The sequence below is a fragment of the Parvibaculum sp. genome (assembly GCF_019635935.1).
In the GTDB taxonomy this organism is placed as follows: domain Bacteria; phylum Pseudomonadota; class Alphaproteobacteria; order Parvibaculales; family Parvibaculaceae; genus Parvibaculum.
The window spans coordinates 1,178,197-1,203,073 of the sequence record NZ_JAHBYN010000001.1 but is presented as its reverse complement, the minus strand read 5'-3'; the positions used below and the strand labels follow the sequence as shown (position 1 = coordinate 1,203,073).

22 protein-coding genes and 1 riboswitch are annotated in these 24,877 nt (G+C 65.5%); of the genes, 13 read left to right on the top strand and 9 right to left on the bottom strand.

Annotation, left to right across the window (positions count from 1 at the left end; translation table 11 throughout):
• Window positions 1-144 precede the first annotated feature (144 nt).
• Complete coding sequence (glmM, locus tag KF719_RS06185) at window positions 145-1,491, top strand: phosphoglucosamine mutase (protein ID WP_293507845.1); 1,347 nt, start codon at window positions 145-147, stop codon at window positions 1,489-1,491.
• 30 nt (window positions 1,492-1,521) lie between these two features.
• Window positions 1,522-2,352: a bifunctional hydroxymethylpyrimidine kinase/phosphomethylpyrimidine kinase gene (gene thiD / locus KF719_RS06180; protein WP_293507844.1), complete on the top strand. Its 831-nt coding sequence runs from the start codon at window positions 1,522-1,524 to the stop codon at window positions 2,350-2,352.
• Here thiD and KF719_RS06175 read toward each other — a convergent pair.
• The gene (locus tag KF719_RS06175; RefSeq protein WP_293507843.1) at window positions 2,338-3,762 is read right to left on the bottom strand and encodes a PLP-dependent aminotransferase family protein; all 1,425 of its coding nucleotides are present in this window, start codon (window positions 3,760-3,762) and stop codon (window positions 2,338-2,340) included. The genes thiD and KF719_RS06175 overlap by 15 nt on opposite strands.
• A gap of 141 nt (window positions 3,763-3,903) precedes the next feature.
• Here KF719_RS06175 and KF719_RS06170 point away from each other — a divergent pair, with 141 nt between their 5' ends.
• Complete coding sequence (locus tag KF719_RS06170; protein WP_293507842.1) at window positions 3,904-4,701, top strand: PhzF family phenazine biosynthesis protein; 798 nt, start codon at window positions 3,904-3,906, stop codon at window positions 4,699-4,701.
• On the opposite strand, the gene KF719_RS06165 is transcribed toward KF719_RS06170, so the two are convergent.
• Entirely contained in the window at window positions 4,691-5,590 is a 900-nt protein-coding gene (locus KF719_RS06165; RefSeq protein ID WP_293507841.1) for a DMT family transporter, read from the bottom strand. The genes KF719_RS06170 and KF719_RS06165 overlap by 11 nt on opposite strands.
• 207 nt (window positions 5,591-5,797) lie before the next feature.
• Here KF719_RS06165 and KF719_RS06160 point away from each other — a divergent pair, with 207 nt between their 5' ends.
• The 4 genes from KF719_RS06160 (at window position 5,798) to KF719_RS06145 (ending at window position 9,775) form a co-directional block, all read left to right on the top strand.
• Window positions 5,798-6,973, top strand: a complete 1,176-nt coding sequence (locus KF719_RS06160; protein ID WP_293507840.1) for a phosphoserine transaminase — start codon at window positions 5,798-5,800, stop codon at window positions 6,971-6,973.
• Window positions 6,974-7,049: 76 nt separating this feature from the next.
• The gene (serA, locus tag KF719_RS06155; protein ID WP_293507839.1) at window positions 7,050-8,627 is read left to right on the top strand and encodes a phosphoglycerate dehydrogenase; all 1,578 of its coding nucleotides are present in this window, start codon (window positions 7,050-7,052) and stop codon (window positions 8,625-8,627) included.
• Window positions 8,628-8,768: 141 nt separating this feature from the next.
• Entirely contained in the window at window positions 8,769-9,260 is a 492-nt protein-coding gene (locus tag KF719_RS06150; RefSeq protein WP_293507838.1) for a PAS domain-containing protein, read from the top strand.
• A gap of 29 nt (window positions 9,261-9,289) precedes the next feature.
• Complete coding sequence (locus KF719_RS06145) at window positions 9,290-9,775, top strand: PAS domain-containing protein (RefSeq protein WP_293507837.1); 486 nt, start codon at window positions 9,290-9,292, stop codon at window positions 9,773-9,775.
• Window positions 9,776-9,778: 3 nt separating this feature from the next.
• On the opposite strand, the gene KF719_RS06140 is transcribed toward KF719_RS06145, so the two are convergent.
• Window positions 9,779-10,444 carry a pentapeptide repeat-containing protein gene (locus tag KF719_RS06140; protein ID WP_293507836.1) on the bottom strand — a complete coding sequence of 222 codons (666 nt, stop codon included), beginning with the start codon at window positions 10,442-10,444 and terminating at the stop codon, window positions 9,779-9,781.
• A gap of 237 nt (window positions 10,445-10,681) precedes the next feature.
• Here KF719_RS06140 and KF719_RS06135 point away from each other — a divergent pair, with 237 nt between their 5' ends.
• Window positions 10,682-11,974, top strand: coding sequence for an adenylosuccinate synthase (locus KF719_RS06135; RefSeq protein WP_293507835.1), 1,293 nt, complete (start codon window positions 10,682-10,684; stop codon window positions 11,972-11,974).
• Between the two features lie 69 nt (window positions 11,975-12,043).
• Here KF719_RS06135 and KF719_RS06130 read toward each other — a convergent pair whose 3' ends face one another.
• The 3 genes from KF719_RS06130 to KF719_RS06120 all read right to left on the bottom strand — a co-directional run bounded on the left by KF719_RS06130 (window position 12,044) and on the right by KF719_RS06120 (window position 14,080).
• Window positions 12,044-12,445, bottom strand: a complete 402-nt coding sequence (locus KF719_RS06130) for an MAPEG family protein (RefSeq protein WP_293507834.1) — start codon at window positions 12,443-12,445, stop codon at window positions 12,044-12,046.
• 86 nt (window positions 12,446-12,531) lie between these two features.
• On the bottom strand, window positions 12,532-12,948 hold the full coding sequence (locus KF719_RS06125) for an MAPEG family protein (RefSeq protein ID WP_293507833.1): 417 nt from the start codon (window positions 12,946-12,948) through the stop codon (window positions 12,532-12,534).
• A 67-nt stretch (window positions 12,949-13,015) separates the two neighbouring features.
• Window positions 13,016-14,080, bottom strand: coding sequence for a nitronate monooxygenase family protein (locus tag KF719_RS06120; RefSeq protein WP_293507832.1), 1,065 nt, complete (start codon window positions 14,078-14,080; stop codon window positions 13,016-13,018).
• A gap of 63 nt (window positions 14,081-14,143) precedes the next feature.
• Window positions 14,144-14,270: riboswitch (TPP riboswitch) on the top strand.
• A gap of 54 nt (window positions 14,271-14,324) precedes the next feature.
• On the opposite strand from KF719_RS06120, the gene KF719_RS06115 reads away from it, so the two are divergent.
• The 4 genes from KF719_RS06115 to KF719_RS06100 all read left to right on the top strand — a co-directional run bounded on the left by KF719_RS06115 (window position 14,325) and on the right by KF719_RS06100 (window position 18,793).
• The gene (locus KF719_RS06115) at window positions 14,325-14,702 is read left to right on the top strand and encodes a hypothetical protein (protein ID WP_293507831.1); all 378 of its coding nucleotides are present in this window, start codon (window positions 14,325-14,327) and stop codon (window positions 14,700-14,702) included.
• Between the two features lie 4 nt (window positions 14,703-14,706).
• On the top strand, window positions 14,707-16,575 hold the full coding sequence (gene thiC / locus KF719_RS06110; protein ID WP_293507830.1) for a phosphomethylpyrimidine synthase ThiC: 1,869 nt from the start codon (window positions 14,707-14,709) through the stop codon (window positions 16,573-16,575).
• 83 nt (window positions 16,576-16,658) lie between these two features.
• On the top strand, window positions 16,659-18,209 hold the full coding sequence (locus KF719_RS06105) for a phospholipase D family protein (protein ID WP_293507829.1): 1,551 nt from the start codon (window positions 16,659-16,661) through the stop codon (window positions 18,207-18,209).
• A 47-nt stretch (window positions 18,210-18,256) separates the two neighbouring features.
• On the top strand, window positions 18,257-18,793 hold the full coding sequence (locus KF719_RS06100) for a mismatch-specific DNA-glycosylase (protein WP_293507828.1): 537 nt from the start codon (window positions 18,257-18,259) through the stop codon (window positions 18,791-18,793).
• Here KF719_RS06100 and KF719_RS06095 read toward each other — a convergent pair.
• Window positions 18,790-20,535, bottom strand: a complete 1,746-nt coding sequence (locus tag KF719_RS06095) for an amidohydrolase family protein (RefSeq protein ID WP_293507827.1) — start codon at window positions 20,533-20,535, stop codon at window positions 18,790-18,792. The genes KF719_RS06100 and KF719_RS06095 overlap by 4 nt on opposite strands.
• Before the next feature lie 179 nt (window positions 20,536-20,714).
• Here KF719_RS06095 and msrA point away from each other — a divergent pair, with 179 nt between their 5' ends.
• Complete coding sequence (msrA, locus tag KF719_RS06090) at window positions 20,715-21,362, top strand: peptide-methionine (S)-S-oxide reductase MsrA (protein ID WP_293507826.1); 648 nt, start codon at window positions 20,715-20,717, stop codon at window positions 21,360-21,362.
• A gap of 7 nt (window positions 21,363-21,369) precedes the next feature.
• On the opposite strand, the gene KF719_RS06085 is transcribed toward msrA, so the two are convergent.
• Window positions 21,370-22,536 (bottom strand): amidohydrolase family protein, encoded by a 1,167-nt coding sequence (locus KF719_RS06085; RefSeq protein WP_293507825.1) that lies wholly within the window; start codon window positions 22,534-22,536, stop codon window positions 21,370-21,372.
• An 83-nt stretch (window positions 22,537-22,619) separates the two neighbouring features.
• Window positions 22,620-24,848, bottom strand: coding sequence for a fused MFS/spermidine synthase (locus KF719_RS06080; RefSeq protein WP_293507824.1), 2,229 nt, complete (start codon window positions 24,846-24,848; stop codon window positions 22,620-22,622).
• Window positions 24,849-24,877 lie beyond the last annotated feature (29 nt).

Genomic DNA, 24,877 nt, shown 5'->3' with positions numbered 1-24,877 from the left:
CGTTAACTGCATTGGGCTCATAGAATTCTAATATCCGCCGCATATGCTGCGTATTGCAGCTTTTGAGGGGGCAAGTCGGGGTCCGAACTGGGGGGCACTGGCAGGCCGGAATTGAAGAGACAAGGCGCAAGGACCGTTCGACTTATGTCGCGCAAATATTTCGGCACCGATGGCATTCGCGGCAAGGCGAATTCCGGGCACATGACCGCGGAGACCGCGTTGCGCGTCGGCATGGCGGCCGGCCGCGTTTTCCGGCGCGGCGACCATCGCCACCGTGTCGTGATCGGCAAGGACACGCGGCTGTCGGGCTACATGATCGAACCGGCGCTCACCGCCGGCTTCACCTCGATGGGCATGGACGTCTTTTTGTTCGGTCCGCTGCCGACGCCGGCCGTCGCGATGCTGACGCGCAGCCTGCGCGCCGATCTCGGCGTGATGATCTCGGCCTCGCACAATTCCTTCGAGGATAACGGCATCAAGCTTTTCGGACCGGACGGCTTCAAGCTTTCCGACGAGGTCGAGCTTGCGATCGAACATCACATGGACAACGGCCTTGCCGACAATCTGGCGGGTTCGCGCGATCTCGGCCGCACAAAGCGCATCGACGATGCGCAGGCGCGCTACATCGAACATGTGAAGCACACTTTCCCCAAGCAGCAGACGCTGGAAGGCTTGCGGATCGTCATCGACTGCGCCAATGGCGCCGCCTACAAGGTGGCGCCCGACGTGTTGTGGGAACTTGGCGCCGAAGTCGTGCATGTCGGGACCGAGCCGAACGGTTTCAACATCAACGAGGATTGCGGCTCGACGGCGCCGGAGCGCATGTGCGCCGCCGTGCGCGAACGCCGCGCCGATATCGGCATCGCGCTTGACGGCGATGCCGACCGGCTGATTGTCGCCGACGAGAACGGCAGGATCGTCGATGGCGACCAGATCATGGGGCTCATCGCCCGGCACTGGAAAGAAATGGGCACGTTGTCGGCGCCGGGCGTCGTCGCCACGGTCATGTCCAATCTTGGCCTGGAACGGTTCCTTGGCTCGCTCGATCTGGCGCTGGTGCGCACCCAGGTCGGCGACCGCTATGTCGTCGAGTATATGCGCGAGCATGGCTACAATGTCGGCGGCGAACAGTCCGGCCATATCGTGCTGAAGGATTTCTCGACCACCGGCGACGGGCTCATCGCCGCGCTGCAGGTTCTGGCGGTGCTGAAAAGCGGCAACAAGCCGGTCAGCGCGCTTTGCCATCTCTTCGATCCGCTGCCGCAGCTTCTCAAGAATGTGCGTTTCCGGCGCGGCGAGCCGCTGCGCGAAAAGGAAGTCGAAGAGGCGATCCGCGAAGGCGAGGCGCGTCTCGGCAAGACCGGGCGTCTCGTCATCCGCAAGTCGGGCACCGAGCCCTTGATCCGCGTCATGGGCGAGGGCGACGACGAAGGCCTCGTCAAGGCGGTCGTCAACGACATCGTCTCCGCGATCGAGCATAATGCCGCCTGATCGGCGGTTCGATCCCGGAGAGATTTTTCCATGAACACATCGCTGCAAGGCCGCGTCCTGATCGTTGCCGGCTCGGATTCGGGCGGCGGCGCCGGCATTCAGGCCGACATCAAGAGCGTGACGGCGATGGGCGGCTTTGCGATGACGGCCGTGACCGCGATCACGGTTCAGAACACGCTTGGCGTTCACGGCATTCACGACGTGCCGGTCGATGTCGTGCGGGCGCAGATGAAGGCGGTGCTTGACGACATTGGCGCAGATGCGGTGAAGACCGGCATGTTGCACAGCGCGGCAATGGTCGAGGCGGTGGCCGCCGAGCTTGGCGAACATGCTGCCGTACCTTTCCTTGTCGTCGACCCCGTCATGGTGGCGAAGGGCGGCGCGTCGTTGCTCGAAGGGACGGCGGTGGCCGCCTTGAAGGAAGTGCTGATACCGCTTGCAACGCTTGTCACGCCCAATGTGCCGGAAGCCGAGGCGCTGACGGGACGGACGATTGTGGATCTCGACGGACAGAAGTCGGCGGCAGACGCGTTGCTCGGTCTCGGTTGCGACGCCGTGCTCGTCAAGGGCGGGCATCTCGAGGGCGCGACGCTTTTCGATGTTCTGGCGACGCAGGAGACGATTGAGGTTTTTTCCTCGCCGCGCATCGAGACGCGCCACACGCATGGCACAGGCTGCACGCTGGCCTCGGCCATCGCCGCGCTTCTGGCGCAGGGTATCGAGCTATCGCTGGCCGTCGAAACGGCGCGCGACTATGTGCATGAAGCGATCCGAACCGCGCCCGGTTTCGGCAAGGGCAACGGGCCCCTCAACTTTCTCGCCGCGCTCGGCGACGACGAAGAGCCCTCACGCCACGAGTGAGCTTGCAATCGGGCCCGACTTCAGCAAATCGGAAACGATCGCGAGGCCGGTTGCGAGTTCGTCTCTCGTCTGCGGCTGGCCGAGCGCGAGGCGTATATGGCGCGACGCACGGTCGATCCGCCCGACCATGAAATCCTCGCCTGCCGCCAGCGCCAGACCGCGGGTCCGCGCCGCCTCGACGAAGATATGGGCGCGCCAGGCATCGGGCAGCGCAAGCCAGGCATAGGGCGCGGTGTCGCGGGTCGCGATGTCGCGATCCTGCAGCGCCTCGCGCAGCATGGCATGGCGGTCGCGCATCTCTTCCATTTGTCGTACGGCAAGCGTGTCGGCGTCGCCGTTTTCGATCAGTATGGCCGCGAGGTCGGCCATCAACGGCGGCACGGTTTGGCCGAAGCCGTATTGAATGGCGCGGGCGCGTTCGAGTTGTGCGGGTGGCGGCCGCAGGAAGCCGATGCGCAGTCCGCAGGCCACGGTCTTGGCGAGGCTCGTTGCATACCAGGTACCTTCCGGGTAAAGGCCGGCGATGGCCGGCGGGCGGTTGTCCACCAGCTTGCCGTAGATGTCGTCCTCGATAACCGAAAGACCGTGCGTCCGCGCGACATGGACGATTTCGCGCCGCCGCCGTTCGCTCATGATGGCGCTGGTCGGGTTGTGCAGCGTCGGCACGACGAAGACCGCCCGCGCGCCTGTCTCGCGTGCCGCACGATCGAGTGCTTGCGGCACAAGGCCTTCTTCGTCGATGTCGACCGGCGCGACGCGCCGCCCCACCGATGCAGCCTGGCTCACCATCGCGGTATAGGTCAGCGCTTCGGTCAGGATCGTGTCGCCGGGCTCGGTCGTGCCGAGCACCGCCGTCAGGATCGCCTGTTGCGTCCCCGAACAGATCACCAGTTCCTCGGCATCGGGCGCGAAAGCGCCATGCGCGATCCATTTCGCCGCCATTGCCCGCTGATGCGGCGTGCCGCCGACGGGCGGGTAGCTGTCGAATGGCGAACGTCCGGGCATGTCCGGCAGCGTGTCGAGCAGGCGCCGCATCGCCGCGCCGAGAATTTCCGTCTGGCCGACAGGCGCCGGCAGCGCCGCTTTCATCGCCGCCTGCATCGCGTCGGGCAGCGTGTGAAATGCCGCCGCGCCGACGCCCGCGCCGCTTCGCGCATTGCGGTCGCGCACATAGGTGCCGCGTCCGACTTCGCCCGTCACCTCGCCGCGGGTGGCCGCCAGCGCATAGGCGCGCGAGACGGTGCCCACCGTGACGCCAAGCCGATAGGCGAGATCGCGCAGCGGCGGCAGCTTGGTGCCGGGCGCGGCCGTCCCCATCTTCACGGCGTCGCTCAGCGTGTCGGCGATGGCCTTGTAGCGGGGGCCGGGGCGGGCGGCGATGCCAGCCGGATCGAAAAGCGAAATTGTCATAGGTACAATAAACTCATTGAATCCATCTGCAGCATGGAACATCTTCCGAATACAGACACAATATCGGCAATTTCGAGATGGAACGCAAGATTTCCAAGCGATGATCTCAAAATTGTACCCATACAATATGGAAGCAAAGCGATGAAAGCCGTTCTCTACCAGGTCGATGCGTTTGCGGATCGCGTTTTCGAGGGCAACCCGGCGGCCGTCGTGCCGCTCGACAGCTGGCCGACAGATGACGTCATGCAGGCCATCGCAGCCGAGAACAACCTTGCGGAGACCGCGTTCTTCGTACCCGAGGGCGAGGCTTACCGTCTGCGCTGGTTCACGCCGGCGGTCGAGGTGCCCCTCTGCGGCCATGCGACGCTCGCCTCGGCGCATGTGCTTTTCAATCATCTCGGCCATGCGGCGCCCGAAATCCATTTCGAGACGAAGAGCGGCCGGCTTACCATTGCGCGCGAGGGAGATCTCCTCGCGATGAACTTCCCGGCCAACCCGGCCAAGCCCTATCCGTCGCCGGCGGAAATAGCCGCCGCGCTCGGCGCAAGCCCGCGCGTCTGGGCGAAGTCGACTTTTCTTCTCGCCGTGTTCGACAGCGCGGCCGAGGTGAAGGGGCTCGCGCCCGACATCGGTGCGCTCAAGCGATTGCTGACGCCGCTCGACCTGCTGCTGATCGTCACGGCGCCGGGCGACGCGGGTTCGGGTTTCGATTTCGTTTCACGCGTCTTCGCGCCTGCGCATGGCATCGACGAAGACCCGGTAACGGGCGCGGTGCATTGCACGCTGGTTCCCTACTGGGCGAAGAAGCTCGGCAAGAGCGATCTCATCGCACGGCAGGTGTCGGCGCGCGGCGGCACGCTGCGCTGCACGGACGCGGGCGAGCGCACGATCATTCGCGGGCGCTGCGCCGATTACATGAAGGCCGAGATCAGTTTCTGAGGCGCCACTCGCTCAAGGCGATGCCGGCGAGGATCAGCGCGAAGCCGCCGAGGACGCCGGCGCGCAATTCCTCGCCGAAGACGAGATAGCCGGTCAGCGCCGCGAAGACCGGCACGAGGTAGTTCGTTAGCGACACGAATGTCGGACCGGCATGGTCGATCAGGCGGAAGAAGACGATGGCCGCAAGGCCGGTCGAAAAGACGCCGAGCCCCGCGACGCCGAGCAGGGATGCCGGGCTTGCCTCCAGCAGTGCCGCCGGCGGCGTCATCGTGCCCGCGATCGCCGTGCCCATCAGCGCGCCGGCGAGCATCACGCCGGAGGATTTCGCCAGCAATGGCATGTCGGGCGCGAGGCGGGCCATCACATTGTTGCAGGCAAAGAAGAATGCGCCGGCCAGCACGGCGCCTTGTGCGAGACGCACGTCGCCGCCCGACGCCGTCGCGATGTCGGCAAGCGCGTCCGGGCCGACCACAATCACAAGGCCGGCAAAGCCGAGGACGAAGCCCGCAAGCCGGAACGGCGTGATGAATTCGCCGGGCACGAAGGCGCGCGCGATCAGCAGCGTCGCCAGCGGCGTGAAGCCGATCAGGATGCCCGCCAGCGCCGAGGAAATGTGCTGCTGGCCCCAACTGATCGTGAAAAAGGGGGCGATATTGCCGATCAGCGCCAGCGCCACGAGCCAGCCCCAGGCGCGGCCGTCCCGCAGCAGCCGGTCGCCCGTCAGCAGCAGCCATGGCAGCAACAGCGCCGCCCCGGTCAAGAGCCGCCCGGCCATGGTCCATTCGGGCGCCACGGTCTCGACGGCGATCTTCGCGAAGGCGAACGCCAGCCCCCAAAGCGCGACCAGCGCGCCGAGCATCAGCCAGTGAGACGGGGTGTGTGTAGGCAAGGTGTCCTGCGTTTCCGGGCGGGGTGTACGGGCAGTCTTCGGGCCGCCGCCGCGCGTGTCAATTGCAAGGCGTTATGCGGATTTTCCAGCTTCCCGCGTGGTTCCGTCGCAAGGCCGTCATTTGACTTCGCGCGGCGACAAGCCTATACGCGGCGGCGGGACACCCCTCCCCACCGAGGGGCAGCTATCTGAAAGGGTAGGTTGCAAATGACCGCCATCGAGCGTCCGGCCGTGCGTCCGGCCAATCCGCACTTCTCTTCCGGCCCTTGCGCCAAGCGCCCCGGCTGGACCATCAAAAATCTCGAAAATGCGCTTGTCGGCCGGAGCCATCGCTCGAAGCCGGGCAAGGCGCGTCTCGCCGACGCGATCGAAAAGACGCGCAGCGTTCTCGGCGTCCCCGCCGACTATCGCATCGGCATCGTGCCGGCGTCGGACACCGGCGCCGTCGAAATGGCGCTCTGGTCGCTCTTGGGCGCGCGCGGCGTCGACCTCCTCGCCTGGGAGAGCTTCGGCGAAGGCTGGGTTTCCGATGTCGTCAAGCAGCTCAAGCTGAAAGATGCGCGGACGCTGAAGGCCGATTACGGCAAGCTGCCGGATCTCGGCCAGATCAATTTCGACAACGACGTCGTCTTCACCTGGAACGGCACGACGTCCGGCGTGCGCGTGCCGAACGGCGACTGGATCCCGGCCGACCGCAAGGGGCTGACGATCTGCGACGCGACGTCCGCCGCCTTCGCGCAGGACCTTGCATGGCCGAAGCTCGATGTCGTCACCTTCTCCTGGCAGAAAGTGCTGGGCGGCGAGGCGGCGCATGGCATGCTGATCCTGTCGCCCCGCGCCGTCGAGCGGTTGGAGAGCTATACGCCCGCATGGCCGATGCCGAAGATTTTCCGCATGACCAAGGGCGGCAAGCTGATCGAGGGCATCTTCAAGGGTGAGACGATCAACACGCCGTCGATGATCGCCGTCGAGGACTATCTCGATGCGCTCGACTGGGCGGCCTCGATCGGCGGTCTCAAGTCGCTGATCGGCCGTGCCGACGCCAATGCCGCCGTCATCGCCGAATGGGCCGACCGCACGCCCTGGGTCGATTTCCTCGCCGAGAAAGTCGACACGCGCTCCAACACCTCCGTCTGCCTCAAGGTTGTCGATCCGGACGTGACCGCGCTGTCCGACGACGATCAGGCCGCTTTCGCCAAGAAGATCGCCGACCTTCTCGACAAGGAAGGCGTCGCCAACGACATCGCCGGCTACCGCGATGCGCCGGCCGGTCTTCGCATCTGGGCGGGCGCGACGATCGAAGTGTCCGACATGCGCGCGCTGATGCCCTGGCTCGACTGGGCCTATGCGCAAGCCAAGGCGTCGCTAAAGGCGGCGGCCTGATCCATTTCGTTCATTGAGCTGCCGGTCCGGCGAGCCATGCTCGCGGGCCGGACGGCCATTCAACCAGGAGGCATTCATGCCCAAGGTTCTGATTTCCGACCAGCTTTCGCCCGCCGCCGTGCAGATCTTCAAGGATCGCGGCGTCGAGGTCGACGTCAAGACGGGTCTCGATCGCGACGAGCTCATCAAGATCATCGGCGACTATGACGGTCTCGCGATCCGCTCGGCGACCAAGGTCACGCCGCCGGTGCTTGCGGCGGCGAAAAAGCTGAAGGTCGTCGGCCGCGCCGGCATCGGCGTGGATAATGTCGATCTTCCGGCCGCCACCGCCGCCGGCGTCATCGTCATGAACACGCCCTTCGGCAATTCGATCACGACGGCCGAACATGCGGTCGCGATGATGCTGGCGCTCGCCCGCGACATTCCGCAGGCGAATGCCTCCACCCATGCCGGCAAGTGGGAAAAGTCGAAATTCATGGGCGTCGAAGTGACGGCCAAGACGCTCGGTATCATCGGTTGCGGCAATATCGGCTCCATCGTCGCCGACCGGGCGCTCGGCCTGCGCATGAAGGTCGTCGCCTTCGATCCGTTCCTGACGCCCGAGCGCGCCAGCGATCTCGGTGTCGAGAAGGTCGATCTCGAAGAGCTGCTGAAGCGCGCCGACTTCATCACGCTGCACACGCCCCTGACCGACAAGACGCGCAACATTCTCAACGCCGAAAACCTCGCCAAGTGCAAGAAGGGCGTCCGCATCGTCAATTGCGCACGCGGCGGGCTGATCGTCGAGGCCGACTTGAAAGCGGCGATCGAAAGCGGTCATGTCGCCGGCGCGGCGCTCGACGTGTTCGAGGAAGAGCCCGCGAAGTCCAACCCGCTTTTCGGCATGGAACAGATCATCTGCACACCGCATCTCGGCGCTTCGACCAATGAAGCGCAGGAAAATGTCGCGCTGCAGGTCGCCGAACAGATGGCCGATTACCTCCTCACCGGCGCGATCACCAATTCGATCAACGTGCCGGCGGTGTCGGCCGAAGAAGCGCCGAAATTGACGCCGTACCTCACGCTCGCGCAGCAGCTCGGTTCCTTTGCGGGCCAGCTCACCGAAACCGGCATCTCGGCCGTCACCATCGAATATGCTGGCGATGTCGCCGAGATGAACACGCGCGTTCTCACCAATGCGGCGTTGACCGGTCTGCTCAAGCCGCAGCTTGAGGACGTCAACATGGTCTCGGCGCCGGTCATCGCCAAGGACCGCGACATCAAGGTCACGGAAGTGAAGCGCGAACAGCAGGGCGCCTACGAGACCTATATCAAGATCGAGGTGAAGACCGAACGCCAGGATCGTTCGGTCGCGGGCACCGTCTTCTCCGGCGGTCTGCCGCGTCTCATCCAGATCAAGGGCGTCAACATGGAAGCCTCGCTCGGCCGTCACATGCTCTATGTGACCAACCAGGACAAGCCGGGTTTCATCGGCGCGCTCGGTTCGCTGCTCGGCAGGTCCGGCATCAACATCGCCAATTTCAACCTCGGCCGCGAAAAGGCCGGCGGCGATGCGATCTGTCTCGTCGAGGTCGATGCGGACGTGCCGGCGAGCGTTCTGGCCGAAATCCAGGCGCTGCCGCATGTCGTCCAGGCGAAGTCGCTGACCTTCTGAGGCCGTGCTTTACGGCCGGAAAATCAAAGGCGGACCTTCGGGTCCGCCTTTTTGCTGTCCGCGGGTAATGCTCCATTAACCATGACCGTCCGAAACTGAACCGGGGTATATCAAGGCCCGCGTATCGGGGTGGGGGTAAGCGTGACGGCGGAATTATTCTGGGACAGGCGTCTCGACGGGCTTTATGCGCATTGGCTGGAAAAGAAGGGCGGGCGGCCGGCGCCGACGCGTGCCGACTTCAACCCGTCCGAAATCAAACCGTTTCTGCCGATCGTCAATTTTCTCGATGTCCGGTGGGAGCCGCTCGGCTTTCGTCATCGTCTCGTTGGCACCGAGATTGTCGAACATCTCGGCCGCGATGCGACCGGGTGCTGGGTCGATGCCGGTCTTTATGGCAAAGCGGCGGACCGTGTCTTTGCTTCGCTGCTGCAGGTCGCGCGCGAGGCGCGCCCCTATCGCCGCCGTTCGCCGATGACATGGCATCCGAATTCATGGCTGACGATGGAATCGATGGAGCTGCCGCTGGTCGATGAAGACGGGAAGGTCAACATGATCCTGCGCGGCGTCAGCTATTCCTCGCCGAAAAATCCGCCTCCCGATCACTATCTCGTTGCGCCGTTGCCGCTGCATTGACCGCCGCCGCGCGGTGAAGAGAGAAGCAAATGGACGATCTATTCTGGGATGAACGGCTGACCCTTCTCTACCGCACCTGGTGCGAAAAGAAAGGCGCGCGCGCCGCGCCGACGCGGGACGATTTCGACCCCGCCGAGATTTTCGCGCTCATGCCCATCATGCACCTGATCGACGTCATCCGGGAGCCGCTCGGCTTTCGCCACCGTCTCGTTGGCACGGAGCTTGTCGAGCGCATGGGCCGCGATGTGACCGGCCGCTGGGTCGATGCCGACACTTATGGCGAGGCCGCCACCGAAATTTTCGACGGATTGAAAATCATTGCCACGGAAGTCCGGCCCTATCGCCGCCGCGCTCGCCTCGACTGGCACAAGCAGCACTGGCTGACGACGGAGGCGGTGGAGATGCCGCTTCTCGGCCCGGACGGTGAGGTCAATATGGTCCTGCGCGGCGCAACATTCTTCGTTCGCGCCGAGCGTCTTCCCGAACGTCTGGAATTCATGCCGCTTGCGGCGTGAGCGTCAGCTTGCGTCGCAACGCGGGATCGAGAGGCCGGGCGGCAGGATCGTCGTATCGTCGCCGCAAGCCTTGGCGAGTTGCGCGTTGGTCAGGCCGGTCGCGCGGGTGAAATCGGCGCCGCGCAGATCGGCGCCCGAGAAGTCGACACCGCCCAGATAGGCATGACGGAAAATTGCCCCGCGCGCGTCGGCGCCGGCGAAAGTCAGCCTCTTTACATATTCGAGCAGGCGGAAGTTGGCGCGCTGGATGTTGGCGCCGGTGAAGTTTGCGCCGTGGACGCGCACGGCATCAAGCCGCGCATCCGAAAGATTGGCGCCGCGCAGGTCGGCGTCGGTCAGCACCGCGCCCGCCATGTTGGAGCCGCTGAAATCGGCGCCTGCGAGCTTTGCCCGTGTGAGGTGGATGCCGGTCAGGTCGGCGCCGCTTAGCCGCGCGCCCGTCAGATCGGCGCGTTCGAGCGCGGCGAGACGCAGAAACTGCCCGTCGAAATCGGCGCCGGCAAGGTTGCAGCGCTCGCAATTGATGATGACCTTGAACTGGTCCGCCTTGATCTTCGCTACCAGCGCCTCGACTTCCGGCGAGGCTTGCGCGAAAGCTGGTGCGGCGGCGAGCGCCCCCAGCAGCGAAAGCAGGACCGCGGCGCGGCCGGTCTTTATCGGCATTTTCATGTGCATATTCTAGACGAAGCGTGGCGTGGTGCGCGTGCGGCCTTTTAACGTTTTCGTGACCGGCGTCTCCCGCCATTCGAGATTGTCGCGTGCTTTCTTTCTAGCCTTCCGCCTTCCGATCCGCTAGACAATGCCAAAGCTCCCGGCCCGAAAGGCCAAGGGGGCTTTCGGCTTGTCTGGGGGTCCGCACAGATGCGGCGTCCGGCCGGGCACCCACTCTCTAAGGCATTGAATAAAATGGCAAATGTGGCGGTTGTCGGCTCCCAGTGGGGGGACGAGGGCAAGGGCAAGATCGTGGACTGGCTGTCGGAGCGCGCCGATGTCGTGGTGCGTTTCCAGGGTGGCCATAATGCCGGCCATACGCTCGTCATCGACGGCGTCACCTACAAGCTCTCGCTGCTGCCGTCGGGCATCGTGCGCAAGGGCAAGCTCTCGATCCTCGGCAATGGCGTCGTGCTCGATCCCTGGGCTTTCGCGAAGGAGGTGGACGAGATCGCCTCGAAGGGCGTCGTCGTCACGCCGGACAATCTGAAGATCGCCGAAAATGCCGTGCTGATCCTGCCCGTTCACCGCGAACTCGACGAGATGCGCGAAGGCTCGAACTCGGGCGTCAAGATCGGCACGACGAAACGCGGCATCGGCCCCGCCTATGAAGACAAGGCCGGCCGCCGCGCCATCCGCGTCATCGACCTTGCCGATCCGGCGACGCTCCCGATCAAGGTCGAGGGTCTGCTCGCGCATCACAATGCCTTGCGCCGCGGCAACCGGCTCGACGAGCTTGCGGTCGAGCCCATCGTTGCCGCGCTGAAGGAAATCGCGCCGCGTGTGCTGCCTTTCGTGGCGCCGGTCTGGCGCGTGCTCGACGAGGCGAAGCGCCGGGGCCAGCGCATTCTCTTCGAGGGCGCGCAGGGCACGATGCTCGACATCGACCACGGCACTTATCCCTTCGTCACCTCGTCCAACACGATTGCCGGCCAGGCCGCAGGCGGCGCCGGCGTCGGCCCCGGCGCCATCGGCTATGTGCTCGGCATCACCAAGGCCTACACGACGCGCGTCGGCGAAGGTCCGTTCCCGACCGAACTGACGGATGAAGTCGGCCAGCGTCTCGGCGAGCGCGGACACGAATTCGGCACAGTGACGGGGCGCAAGCGCCGCTGCGGCTGGTTCGACGCCGTGATGGTGCGTCAGGCGATCAAGACCGGCGGCATCACCGGCATTGCGCTCACGAAGCTCGACGTGCTCGACGGCTTCGACGAGATCAAGGTCTGCGTCGCCTATGAGGTCGATGGCAAACGGTTCGATCATTTCCCGGCCGGCATGGGCGCGCAGGCAAAAGTGAAGCCGGTCTACGAGACGCTCGAAGGCTGGCAGGACAGCACGCAGGGCGCGCGCTCCTGGGCGCAGCTTCCGGCCGCGGCGGTCAAATATGTGCGCTATGTCGAAGAGTTGATCGAGGCGCCGGTGGCGTTGCTTTCCACCTCGCCCGACCGGGAGGACACGATCCTGATGACCGATCCGTTCGCGGATTGAGCGTTCAAGTGCAAACAAAAAGGGCGCCGGGAGAAATCCGGCGCCCTTCTTTTGTTCGTGTACGGCGCGTCAGGCGTTCATCAACAACGCAATGAAGATCATCGCGTAGCCGACGACGCCGGCTGCCCATGCGATGGTGCGGACGCCCGCCACTGTCCAGCCCGCGACATAGATGATCGCGTAGGCGATGCGGGCGATCAGGAAGATTTGCGCGCCGAGCACTGTCAGTTCGGTGCTGATGCCGGCCAGATGCGCGGGCACCGCGAAGCAGGCGAAGATCAGCAGGTTTTCGAGATGGTTGATATAGGCGCGCCGCGCCCGTGCGCCCCAGCCCGTGGTCTTGGCCGGTTCGTCGCGATTGCCGATGCCCCAGCCCATACCCATCGCCGACACATTGGCGTTGGCCGAAAGCGCGATCAGAATGAACAGAAGTGCGCCGCCCCATACGAGCGACCAGAGTTCCACCGTCATGGGTTTCCTCCCCAGTTGGTTGTGTTGCCACCGGGACGAATCCTAGCGATGAAAGTGAGTCGGGGCGAGACGCCCGTTTCGGGAGATTACTCCATCAGTACCGTGATGAGCGCCCGGTCGAACAGCGGCACCATGCAGAGCACGATGCCGACGGTGGCGATCTGCCAGATGAAGGTACGGACCCAGGGAAGGCCCGCCGCATAGGCCGGGATATAGGCCAGCCGGCCCCAGAAATAAATCTGCGCGCCGATTTCGCTCCATTGATTCGTGCGCTCGGTCGCATAGACGGCGAGAATCACCGCTGCGAAAATCGGGAAGGTTTCGAGGAAATTCCTGAGCGCGCGCTCCATGCGCCCGGCAAGGCCCGTCGGCGGAAGCGGTTCGTCGCGCGCGCCCACCGTATAGGCGTTTCCGGCCTGTCTCTTGAAGGAAAGGCTCTGCAACCCGACCTGCACCAGGCCCAACACGGACGCCCAGAACAGCATGGCGATTTCGACGGTCATGGGTGTTCCCCCTCGTCCCGTTTCGATGTCCGATCATACGCCGGCGGGTGAGCGAATGCAGCGTCCCTCATCGTCCCATCAGCTTTTCCGCCTCGCGAATCAGCCTCAGTGTCTTTTCCGCCGCCGGTTCCGCCTTCGACAGCGCGGCCGCCTGTCCGGACCAGAGCGGCATGAATTCGGCGCGGTTCTCCTTCGCGCTGACGCGGGCAAGCGGCGCGACGAGCGCGCGTTGCGCCGGGAAGGGTGCCGCCAGCCTTTCGAGGGAATGAAGTTCTTCGGTCAGCCGGTTGCGGATGGCGCGCGCCGGGCGTCCGGAAAAAAGTTTCGTCACCACAGTCGAATGATCCGACGCCTCGGCGAGCGCCTTGCGGTGAACGGGGTGGATGCCCGCTTCCGGGCAGGCGAGATAGGCCGTGCCGAGCTGCACGCCTGCCGCGCCCAGCATGAAGGCGGCGGCGACGCCGCGCGCATCGCCGATGCCGCCGGCCGCGATCACCGGCACCGACACCGCGTCGGCGATCTGCGGTACCAGCGCCATCGTGCCCACCGTGCCGAGATCGACATGATCGAGAAACGTGCCGCGATGGCCGCCCGCCTCGTGGCCCTGCGCGACGATCGCGTCGGCGCCGCCGGTTTCGAGCGCGCGGGCCTCGGCCGCCGTTGTCGCGCTGCCGAGGATCGCGATGCCGGCCGCTTTCAGCGCCGCCACGGCGTTTGCGCCGGGCAGACCGAAATGAAAGCTCGCGACGCGAGGCCGGAGTTCCAGCAGCAGGTCCAGCATGTCGTCGTTGAAGGCCGGCGCGGGCGAAGCGGGTTCGGGCACGTCGCCGAGACCGCGCTCGTCGAAATAGGGCTTCAGCGCGCCGCGCATTTCCCTGCCGTCATAGTTTGCGATGTCGGGTTCGGCATGGACGAAGAAATTCAGGTTGAACGGCTTGTTGGTCAGCGCCCGCAGCGCGCCGGTCTGCGCGCGGACTTCGGCCGGTGTCATCATCGCGGTGCCGAGCGAGCCGAGGCCGCCGGCGTTCGAAACGGCGGCGGCAAGTTCCGCCGTCGAGGCGCCGGCCATCGGCGCCTGGATGATGGGCAAGTCGATGTCGAGAAGGCGTGTCAGGCGGTCGGCGGTTTTCATGCGGCGTCTCCCGATTTGGCCCCGCTTTTCCTTTACCTCAAACGCCCGAAGAGTCACACTCCGAAGCAATCCGAGGGGTGTCCAACCCGCTTTGCGTAAATGAGGGGTTGGGCTGAGATGGCGCACACGCGCCGAACCCTTAGAACCTGATCCGGGTCATGCCGGCGAAGGGACGGGAGCCTTGTTGTCATTTCGCATTCCCGCCCTCTTTCCCTCATGGCCCGCCGTTTCGCGGGAGGGAGCGATGATCTACTGGCGTTGTCTGGCGATTTTTCTCGGCCTTCTGCTGATGGGCGGCGAGCTTTTCCGTAGTTGGGGCATGGGCCGCCCGCTGATGTTTGTGCTCGACGACTTCTTCATCGGCATTCCCCTCGTCGTCACCGCGCTTTTGATGGCGAAAGACACGATCGCGCGCCGCGCCGCTTTTGCCGGCGCCTGGGGCGCCACTGCCGGCATGCTCTATCCGAGCTTCTTCGGCAAGCTGATCGCGCCGACGCCGGAAGGCGTCGCCACCACCAACATTCCCTTCGATCTTCTGACCGTCATTATCGGCGTCATCTTCGCGCTGTCGCTCGCCGGCCTCGTCGCCAGCGTGGTGCTGAAGCAGCGCGTCAAGGAGTAACCCCATGAACATCCACACGCCGAAAGACAAGCTCCCCGAAGTCACCACCGGGCCGCTTCCCGCCAGCACCAAAATCTTCACCGCGCCGGACGGTTTCCCCGATCTGAAAGTGCCGTTCCGCGAGATCGCGCTGCATCCGTCCGCGAAGGAGCCGCCGGTCCGCGTCTACGACACGTCGGGCCCCTACACCGACCCGACGGCGAAGATCGATGTCGAAGCGGGGCTCGTCCGCCACCGCGAAGCCTGGATCGAGGCGCGTGGCGGCACCGAGCTTTACGACGGGCGCGAGGTGAAGCCGGAAGACAATGGCAATGTCGGCGCGAAGCATCTCGCACGCGCCTTCCCGGTCGCCAACCGGCCGCGCCGCGGGCTTCCCGGTCATCCGGTCACGCAATATGAATTCGCGAAAGCCGGCATCGTCACCGCCGAAATGGCCTACATCGCCGAGCGCGAGAATATCGGCCGCAAGCAGGCGCTCGAAAACGCCGCGCACAAGCTTGCCGAAGGCGAGAGCTTCGGCGCCGCGATCCCGGAATTCATCACACCGGAATTCGTGCGCGCGGAAGTCGCCGCCGGCCGCGCCATCATCCCAGCCAACATCAACCATCCGGAACTGGAGCCGATGATCATCGGCCGCAATTTCCTGGTGAAGATCAACGCCAATATCGGCAATTCGGCGGTCGCTTCCTCGGTTGCCGAAGAAGTCGACAAGATGGTCTGGGCGATCCGCTGGGGCGCCGACAATGTGATGGACCTCTCCACGGGGCGCAACATCCACAACACGCGCGAATGGATCATCCGCAATTCGCCGGTTCCCATCGGCACGGTGCCGATCTATCAGGCGCTCGAAAAGGTCGACGGCATCGCCGAGAACCTCACCTGGGAGGTTTATCGCGACACGCTGATCGAACAGGCCGAGCAGGGCGTCGATTATTTCACGATCCATGCGGGCGTGCGGCTCGCCTATGTGCCGCTCACCGCGAAGCGCGTCACCGGCATCGTGTCGCGCGGCGGCTCGATCATGGCGAAATGGTGCCTCGCGCATCACAAGGAGAGCTTCCTCTACGAGCATTTCGCCGACATTTGCGACATCATGCGCCAATACGATGTGTCGTTTTCGCTGGGCGACGGTTTGCGTCCGGGTTCGATTGCGGATGCCAATGACGAAGCGCAATTCGCCGAGCTTGAAACGCTGGGCGAGCTGACGCAGATCGCTTGGGGCCGCGGCTGTCAGGTGATGATCGAAGGGCCGGGTCATGTGCCGATGCACAAGATCAAGGTCAACATGGACAAGCAGTTGAAGCATTGCGGCGGCGCGCCTTTCTACACGCTCGGGCCGCTCACCACCGACATCGCGCCCGGCTACGACCACATCACATCCGGCATCGGCGCGGCGATGATCGGCTGGTTCGGCTGCGCGATGCTCTGCTACGTCACGCCGAAGGAACATCTCGGCCTGCCGGACCGCGCCGACGTGAAAGACGGCGTCATCACCTACAAGATCGCGGCGCATGCCGCCGATCTCGCCAAAGGCCATCCGGCGGCGCAGTTGCGCGACGATGCGCTTTCCCGCGCGCGCTTCGAATTCCGCTGGGAAGACCAGTTCAACCTCGCGCTCGATCCCGAACGCGCGAAAGAGTTCCACGACCGCACGCTGCCGAAGGAAGCGCATAAGGTCGCCCATTTCTGCTCGATGTGCGGCCCGAAATTCTGCTCGATGAAGATCACCCAGGAAGTGCGCGACTATGCGGAAAGCGGCATGGCCGAAATGGCGAGCGAGTTCCGCAATTCCGGCGGCGAGATTTATCTCGAAGAGGCGGACGCCGCGAACAAGGCGGCCAACAAGTCATTGGGCGGCAAGGCGGCGGAATGATGCGTAAGGCGGTCAGGGCGGCGGGAAGCTGCTAGACTGGCCCGGGCGGTCGCGATGCGCGCGGCCTGTTCCGGGGAACACGCATGAAACGGCATTGCGTTCTTGCCTTGATCGGGGTGGTGCTCGGCGGTTGTGCGGCTGCGCCCTTGCGCGCGCCGGGGCCGGGCAGCGCCGGACTTGCCGCGCCCGAGGCGACGCCGCTCTGGACAGCGCTGGTGCGGCCGGAAGAGGCGGCAGCGGGCCGGTCGGGCTTCGACTTTCTGGAATGCGGCCTCGATGCCTATCTCGTCCGTCTCGCCCTGATCGAGGCGGCGCGCCACACGGTCGACGTCCAGTATTACATCTGGGATCTCGATGCCAGCGGCCGCGCGGTCAGCGAGGCGCTGCTGCGCGCGGCCGACAGGGGCGTGCGCGTTCGGGCGCTGGTCGACGGGTTTCACGTCCATGACGGCGCGGCGCCGCTGAAGCGGATCGCGCGGCATCCAAATGTCGAGGTGCGCATCCACAATCCCTTCCGCACTGCCTTCCGGCCCAACGGCCTGCGCTATGTCGAGCTTGTGTTCGATTTTGCGCGTCTCAACCAGCGCATGCACAACAAGATCGTCGCGGTCGACAACGCGGCGGCGATTGTCGGCGGCCGCAATGTCAGCGATTCCTATTTCGGCCTCGATCCGGCGCGCTATTTCCTCGACCGTGATGTCGTCGTCGCCGGGCCGCTGACGGCCGGGATCTCGGCCAGCTTCGATGCCTTCTGGAACGATCCGCGGGCGGTGCCGGTGCATGATTTCGCGCACGACGATGCAGCCCCGGGTTTCGACGCCGCATCGCTCTGGGCCGATGCGCCGCCGCTCGACCCGGACGCATTTCCGCTGCCGCGCCGTTTCGAGGCGGCTGCGCTGGCCGCAAGGCTCGATGAAATCCGCGACGGCCTTCTCTGGGCCGAGGGGCAGGTCAGCCTGACCGCGCCCGGTCCGGTCTTTGCCGGTCAGGCGCCCGCGCCCGGCACCGGCATCGAGGCGCGGCTGCTGACGCTGCTGGCGGCGGCCGAAAGCGAGGTCGTCATCCAGACGCCCTACATGATGCTGACGGAAGCGCGCAGCGCCGCCTTCGCCGCGGCGCGGGCGCGCGGCGTGACGCTGACGCTGCACACCAATTCGCTGGCCTCGACCGATTCCTCGATCGTCCATTACGGCTATGCGCGCGACCGGCTGGAACTGACGCGTCTCGGCGTCGAACTGCACGAGATGAAGGAGCGGCCGCGGCCCTGTCCCCGCGCCGCCGCGCTCGGCATCGCCCCGGCGCGGACGACGCTGCATCCCAAGACCGTCGTCTTTGACCGCCGGCGGGTCCTGGTCGGTTCCTTCAATCTCGATCATCGCTCGATCCTCTACAATTCCGAGATCGCGATTCTGATCGACAGTCCGGATGTCGCGGCCCGCGTGCTCGATGCGATGGCGCGCGACATGGCGCCGGAAAGCAACTGGCGCGTCGCGCTCGAAGCGCCGGCGCGCCTCGTCTGGATCGATCAAGGCGAGGATCCGCCGCTGCGTCTCGACAGCGAGCCCCGGACCGGCGTTCTGCAACAGATTCTGGCCTGGATCGGCTATTTCCTGCCGATCGATCACCTGCTTTGAGGGTGCGGTTGCGGGCCGGCCCCGGCCCTGCCTAGACTGGCGGTCCCATGTCCAGCCGCTGGCGCAAGACCCTCAGCCGCGAAAAACTGCCCGACGTTCTGGTCCCCGGCCTCGATGTCGTTTTCGTCGGCACGGCGGCGGGGCGTCGTTCGGCGGCGGTCGGCGCCTATTACGCCCATCCCGGCAACCGTTTCTGGCGCACGCTCCATGAGGTCGGGTTGACGCCACGCCTCTACCAGCCGCATGAATTTCCCGATCTCGTCAGGCTCGGCATCGGCTTCACCGACATGGCGAAGCTTGCCTCCGGCATGGATCACGAAATCGCGCCCGAGCAATTCGACATTCCGCGCTTCGAGGCGGCGATCGGGCGTTGCGCGCCACGCGCCATTGCCTTTACTTCGAAAAAGGCGGCGAGCGTCTTTCTGCGCGAACCGACAGGCCGCCTCGTGCCCGGCCGCCAGCCGCGTCGGCACAAGCGTTCGGAAATCTTCGTCCTCACCTCGCCGTCGGGCGCGGCCACGCGCTACTGGTCGGTCGCGCCCTGGGCCGAGCTGGCGGCGTTTCTTGGAAGGTCGAAGCCTTAAGCCGCCGCGCCTTCCGCGCGCGCCTTCCCCTGCACGCCGCGAATGAGCCTGCCCGGCAATTTGCCGGTCGGCTCATCGTTTTCCGACACGACGACGCCTGAGAGGATCGTCGCGCGATAGCCCTTCGCGCCCTGCCAGAGCCGCCGTCCGCCAGCGGGTAGATCGAACACCATCACGGGTTGCGGCATGGCGAGGTTCTCGAAATCGATCACGTTCACATCCGCCTTCATGCCGGGCTTCAGCACGCCCCGGTCGAAGAGGCCGTATTGTTCCGCCGTGTCCTTCGTCTGGATGCGGACGATCTCCTCGATGGGGAGTTTCGGTCCCCGCGTGCGGTCACGCGCCCAATGGGTCAGCATGAAGGTCGGCGTGCCGCCGTCGCAGATTGCGCCGACATGCGCGCCGCCATCCGCCAGGCTGATGCCGGTCTGCGGGTGGCGCAGCGTTTCCTCGATGGCCGTGTAGTCGTTGGTCGAATAGCCGAAAAGCGGGAAATAGATCAGCGCCTGGCCGCCGTTCAGCATCATCGCGTCATAGGCCGTTTCGGCGGGCGTCTTGCCCGCGCGCTTCGCCACCGCGGCGATCGAGTCGTCCGGCGCGGGCTCGTAATTTTCGCGCTCGCCCATCGGATACATCTTGTGGAAGGAGGTCGTGATGAACTGGCCGAAAGCGCCAAGCTTGTCGATGTTCTTCCCGTTCACGATTTTCGCGCGGACCTCGGGGTCTTTCAGCTTCTCCACGCGCTCCTTGAACGGCATCTGCGCATAGGGCTGGTATTCCGGGAAGCCGATAAAGGGGTGCACGGATGTCTGCCAGCCCATCAACAGGCCGACCGGCCGTCCCGAATGCTGGCCGCGAATATTGGTCACGCCTTCGGCGCGCGCCCGGTCGAGATGCGCCAGCATCTTTTTATAAAGTTCTGGCGCCTCGTCGATCTGCTGCACCTGGAAGGTGACCATGCGGCCGGTCTCCTTCGCCATTTTCAGCATCCAGTCGAATTCCTTCTCCATTTCGCGATGCGTCGCCGCGATCTGGAAGACGCCCGACCCATGCGCTTTCAACGCATCGGCGATGCCGAAGAGTTCGTCGTTTGCCGCCAGCGTGCCGGGCACCGGGTCGCCCTTCAGCGTGTTGTGCAAATCCGTGCGCGAGGTCGAGAAGCCGAGCGCGCCCGCCTGCATCGCCTCGTAGGTCAGGTCGCGCATCCGGGCAATGTCCGCCGGCGTCGCGGGCTCGTTGTCGATGCCGCGCGCGCCCATCACATAGACGCGCAGCGCGCAATGCGGCATATGCGTGCCGATATCGGCGGCAAAGCGGCGCTTGTCGAGCGCGTCGAGAAATTCCGGGAAGCTTTCCCATTCCCATTTGATGCCTTCATGCATCGCCGCGCCCGGAATGTCCTCCACCGCTTCCATGAGGTCGATGAGTTCGCCCCGTGCCTCGGGCTTCACCGGCGCGAAGCCGACGCCGCAATTGCCCATCACCACCGTTGTCACGCCATGCTGCGAGGAGGGCGTGAGAAAGGGGTCCCAGGTCGCCTGCGCGTCGTAATGGGTGTGGATGTCGACAAAGCCCGGCGTCACCAGCAGACCCTTCGCGTCGATCTCGCGCTTTCCCCGGCCTTCCACGCGGCCCACCGCGCTGATCGTGCCGCCGTCGATCGCCACGTCGCCGGTAAAGGGCTTCGCACCCGTCCCGTCGACAATTGTGCCGCCCCGGATCACGAGATCATGCTGGGTCATGGGCCTGTTTCTCCCTGAATTATCTGTCTTTTGCCGCAGTTTGCCCGGAGCCTGCCCGAGGGGCAAGGCAGGCCGGCGGCCGTCGCGCGGGGCAGGGCTGACAGACCTTTCCGGCGGGCCTAAGCTGACCTACATCAGAGGTCTGCCCCCATTCCCGCCCCTCGAAGGGAGGTGCCCCCATGTTCAACCTGCGCAAGAAGACCGAGATGCCGGCCGCAACCGAGGCGTTGCCGGGCCGCGACTTCGAAATCCCGACGGCCAGCCGCCATTTCGTCAATGGCGCGGCGCTGAAAGGGCCTTACCCGGAGACCCATGAAAAGGCGATGTTCGGCCTTGGCTGTTTCTGGGGCGCCGAGCGCAAGCTCTGGCAACAGCCGGGTGTCTCGGTCACAGCGGCCGGTTACGCCGCCGGCCTCACGCCCAATCCGACCTATGAAGAAGTTTGCTCCGGCCTCACCGGCCACAACGAGGTCGTGCTCGCGGTCTTCGACCCGACAAAGGTTTCCTATGAGGCGCTGCTGAAACTTTTCTGGGAGAGCCACAACCCGACGCAGGGCATGCGTCAGGGCAACGATGTCGGCACGCAATACCGCTCCGGCATATATGTGTTTTCTGAGGCGCAGCGCAAAGCCGCCGAGGCGTCGCGCGCGGCCTATACGGCCGAGCTTTCAAAGCGCGGCTTCCCCGACATCACCACCGAAATACTCGACGCGCCGGAATTCTATTTCGCCGAGGATTACCACCAGCAATATCTGGCGAAGAACCCCAACGGCTATTGCGGCCTCGGGGGCCTCGGCATTTCCTGTCCGGTGGGTATCACGGCCTGAGGTCCGTTCACCCCGCCGCCGGGCACATATCGACGAAGTTCCGGGTATAGAAGCGGTCGCGCGTTTCCTCGCTTGCGTCCGCCAGCGAGGCCTCGAAACGGCCGAGCGGGTTTCGTCCACCCTCCGTATGCGGATAGTCGGACGAAAAGAGATAGAGCCGGTCGTTCGACTCTCGGATCATCGCGCCGACATCCTCGAAGGGATAAGGCGTGAATCGCAGTTGTTCGGTCGCCTGTTCGGAGGGCTTGCGTTTCAGCTTCGCCAGTTCCGGTTCCGACTTCCGCCATATCTCGGCGATCTGGTCGAGGCGGCGGAGCATCGAGGGCACCCATGCCGCGCCCAGTTCGATGGCGCCGCCGCGCAGTTTCGGATGCCGCTCCAGCACGCCGTCGAGGATCATGGCGCTGAGGAATGTCTCGGGCATGTGGTGCAGGCTCGTCATGTCCTTGGCGCGGATGTTTTCGCCGCCGCCCAGCCAGTCGGTCGGCACCGGCCGGCCGTTGTTCATCCATTCCTTCGGCACCTGCAATTTGTGGCCGCCGACATGCAGCAGGAAGGGCACACCGGCGTCGGCGAGCCGCGCCCAGAAGGGGTCGAAATCGTCATGTCCGGGCGAGCGGCCGCCGGCCGGGCGATGCGGCACCCAGATGCCGCCAAGGCCAAGGTCGAGGGCCAGTTCGAGTTCGGCCATCGCGCGGTCCGGGTGGTCGAGCGGCACGGCGGCGACGCCGATCAGGCGCTTGTCGCTGCCGCAGAAATCGGCGACCGCGCGGTTGTGTGCCCGTGCCGCGCCATATTGCACGTCGGGGTCCAGCCGTTCGTCGAAAAAGGCGGCGGGTGCGAAGGTCGAGAAGACGAGTTGTTTGGCAAAGCCCAGCTGGTCGAGCGCCTTTGCGCGTTCGGCGCCATCGAAGGCGCCCAGCGCTTCATAGCCCTTGGGGCCTGCGATCAACCCGTCGCCGAGGCCGGTCAGCCGCGCGATCTTTTCATCCTTCGCGGCGCCTTCGAGTTTGAAGCGCATCAGCTTGCCCTCGGCGCCCTTGCCGCCGGCGCCGAAGCCGATCGGCGGCATTTTCTCGCGCAAGCCGGGATCGGCATGGGCCGTCAGAAAATCCGGCAGCTCCATGATGTGGCTGTCGGCGTCGTGGAACACGCGCCCCTTCGCATAGGCCATGACCGCTCCTCCCAAAGCATTCATTCCGCTGGGGATAAGTCTGCGGCAAGGGGCGGCCCGCCGCAATGGCGGGATGGCGATGCCTAGTAAAGCGCGCCGAAAAGGCTGGCGTGGTCGTCGGTCCAGAGCGGGGCGCGGTTGCGCCCGCGGACCTCGATCCAGGGGCCGGTCGCCGCCACATCGGCAAGCGTTCCGGCGTCGCGCGCCAGCGCCACCCAGCGGGAGGAATAGGCCAGCACCTCCCCATCGCGCGCCGGTCCGGGGTCGAAATCCTGTTCGAGCGCCAGAAAGCCCGCTTCGGTCGCCGTGCGCGCCACCACCGGCGCCAGATCGAGATGCCGGTTCGACACATTGACCAGAATGACGCCACCTTCGGCAAGCGCGCGGCCATAGATGTCGAAGGCCTCGCGGGTCAGCAGATGCACCGGCACGGCGTTCGAGGAAAAAGCGTCCATCACCAGCAGGTCGAAACGCGCCGCCGGTTCGGCCGCGACTTTCAGCCTGCCGTCGCCGGTGACGATGCGCGCGTCGGGCGTGCAGGTTTCGAGCGAATGGAAGAAGCGGCGGTCGCGCGCGAGTTTCGCCACCAGCGGGTCGATTTCGTAGAAGGTCCAGTCCTGTCCGGGCCGCGCGTGGCAGGCCATGTTGCCGATGCCGAGGCCCAGCACGCCGATGCTGCCGAAGCGCGCGCCGATGTTGGACATCATCTGGCCGAGCGGTCCGCGCGCGTGATAATAGGTGGCGGGCTTCGGCCTTTCGCGCGTCACGTCCTGGCGCTCGAAGCCATGCGCGGTCGTGCCGCTCATGAAATGGAAGCCGCGATTGGTGTGGTCGGCCATGACCGCATAGCTGCCGAAAAAGCTGCGGCCCCCCCACACCTTGCTGCCGGTTTTGCCGCTGTCGCCGCTGTCGGGGCCGGCGAACCAGGCGCCGAGCAGCAGCAGCGCCAGCAGCGCCGGAAATTTCGACATCGATGCGAAAACGACCGCGACGATCGCAACGATCGCAGCGAAGAGCAGCGCGAGGCCCGCCGGCGACAGACCGAAGGGATCGGGCAATGCTGCGACGATGAAGATGCCGGCAAGCAAAAGGCCGAGCGCGCGGGCGAGTTTGGCGGCGCCGGCGCGGCTGGTCAGCGCGGCCGTCGTGCGGCCGGGCAGCAACAGGCAGGCGGCGGCCAGTAGCAGCGGATATTCGAGCGGGCCTGAAAAGATCAGCGGCGGCAGGAAAACGGCGGCGCTCGTGCCGCAGACGCCGCCCAGCGCCAGCATCAGATAGAATTCGGTCAGGCGCGCCGGTGCCGGGCGCCGCGCATAAAGCGTTGCGTGGCAGACAAAGGCGAGTGTGGTGAAAGCCGCGAGGTTCGCCGCCAGCAGCCAGCCGAAGCCTGTCTTCGAAAACCACATCGAGACGACTAGCAGCGCCAGCGCAGGGCCGGCGGCAAGTCCGAGGCGCGCCAGCGGCACCGGCCAGCCGGCAAAGGCGGCGATATAGGTCGCCAGATAAAGCGCCAGCGGCAGCACCCAGAGCAGCGGGAAGGCGGCGATGTCGGTGGTGATATGCGTCGTCACGGCGGCGAGCAGCGCGGTCGGCATGGCGGCATAGACGAGCCAGCCGAGGCGTTCGCGCAGGGTGCCGCGCGGGGCCGCCACGCCGGCATGCGGTGCCGCCGCCGCGCCGCGCATGGCCGCGAGGGCGGCGGCGCCGGTGCCGATGAAGACCGCGGCATAGAGCGCCGTCCACAGCCGGCCTTGCGCGCCCAGCGTCAGCGCCGGTTCGATCAGGAAGGGATAGGCGGCAAGTGCCGCCAGCGAGCCCGCATTGCTCGCCGCATAGAGCCAGTAGGGATTATCCGCCTCCGGATGATCGCTGCCGGAAAACCAGTGCTGCAGCAGCGGCGCGGTCGCCGACAGAAGCGCGAAGGGGAGGCCGAGATGGACGACAAGCGCGGCGATGAGGCCCGTGGCCGGGGCAGCCGGGTCGAGCGCGAAACCCTCGCCCAGCCCCGGCGGCAGAAACCACGCCGCGCCGATGGCGAGCAGCAGCAGGTGCAGCGCCGCCTGGCCCTTCAGCGGCAGATAAAGCCTGAGCAGATGCGCGTAAGCATAGCCCGCCAGCAATGCGGCCTGAAAGAAGACCAGCGCCACCAGCCAGACGGCCGCCGCCCCGCCGGCATGCGGCAGCAGCGCGCGGGCGAAAAAAGGCTGCACCCAGAAGATCAGCAGGGCGGAGCCGGCCAGCGTTGCGGCATAAAGCGCGGTCGTCGCCCCGTATGCGGGCGCCGTCGCGGCGGATGTCCGTTCGATGCTCATGGGCTGCGATTCTGCGGCCCAAAACTGAA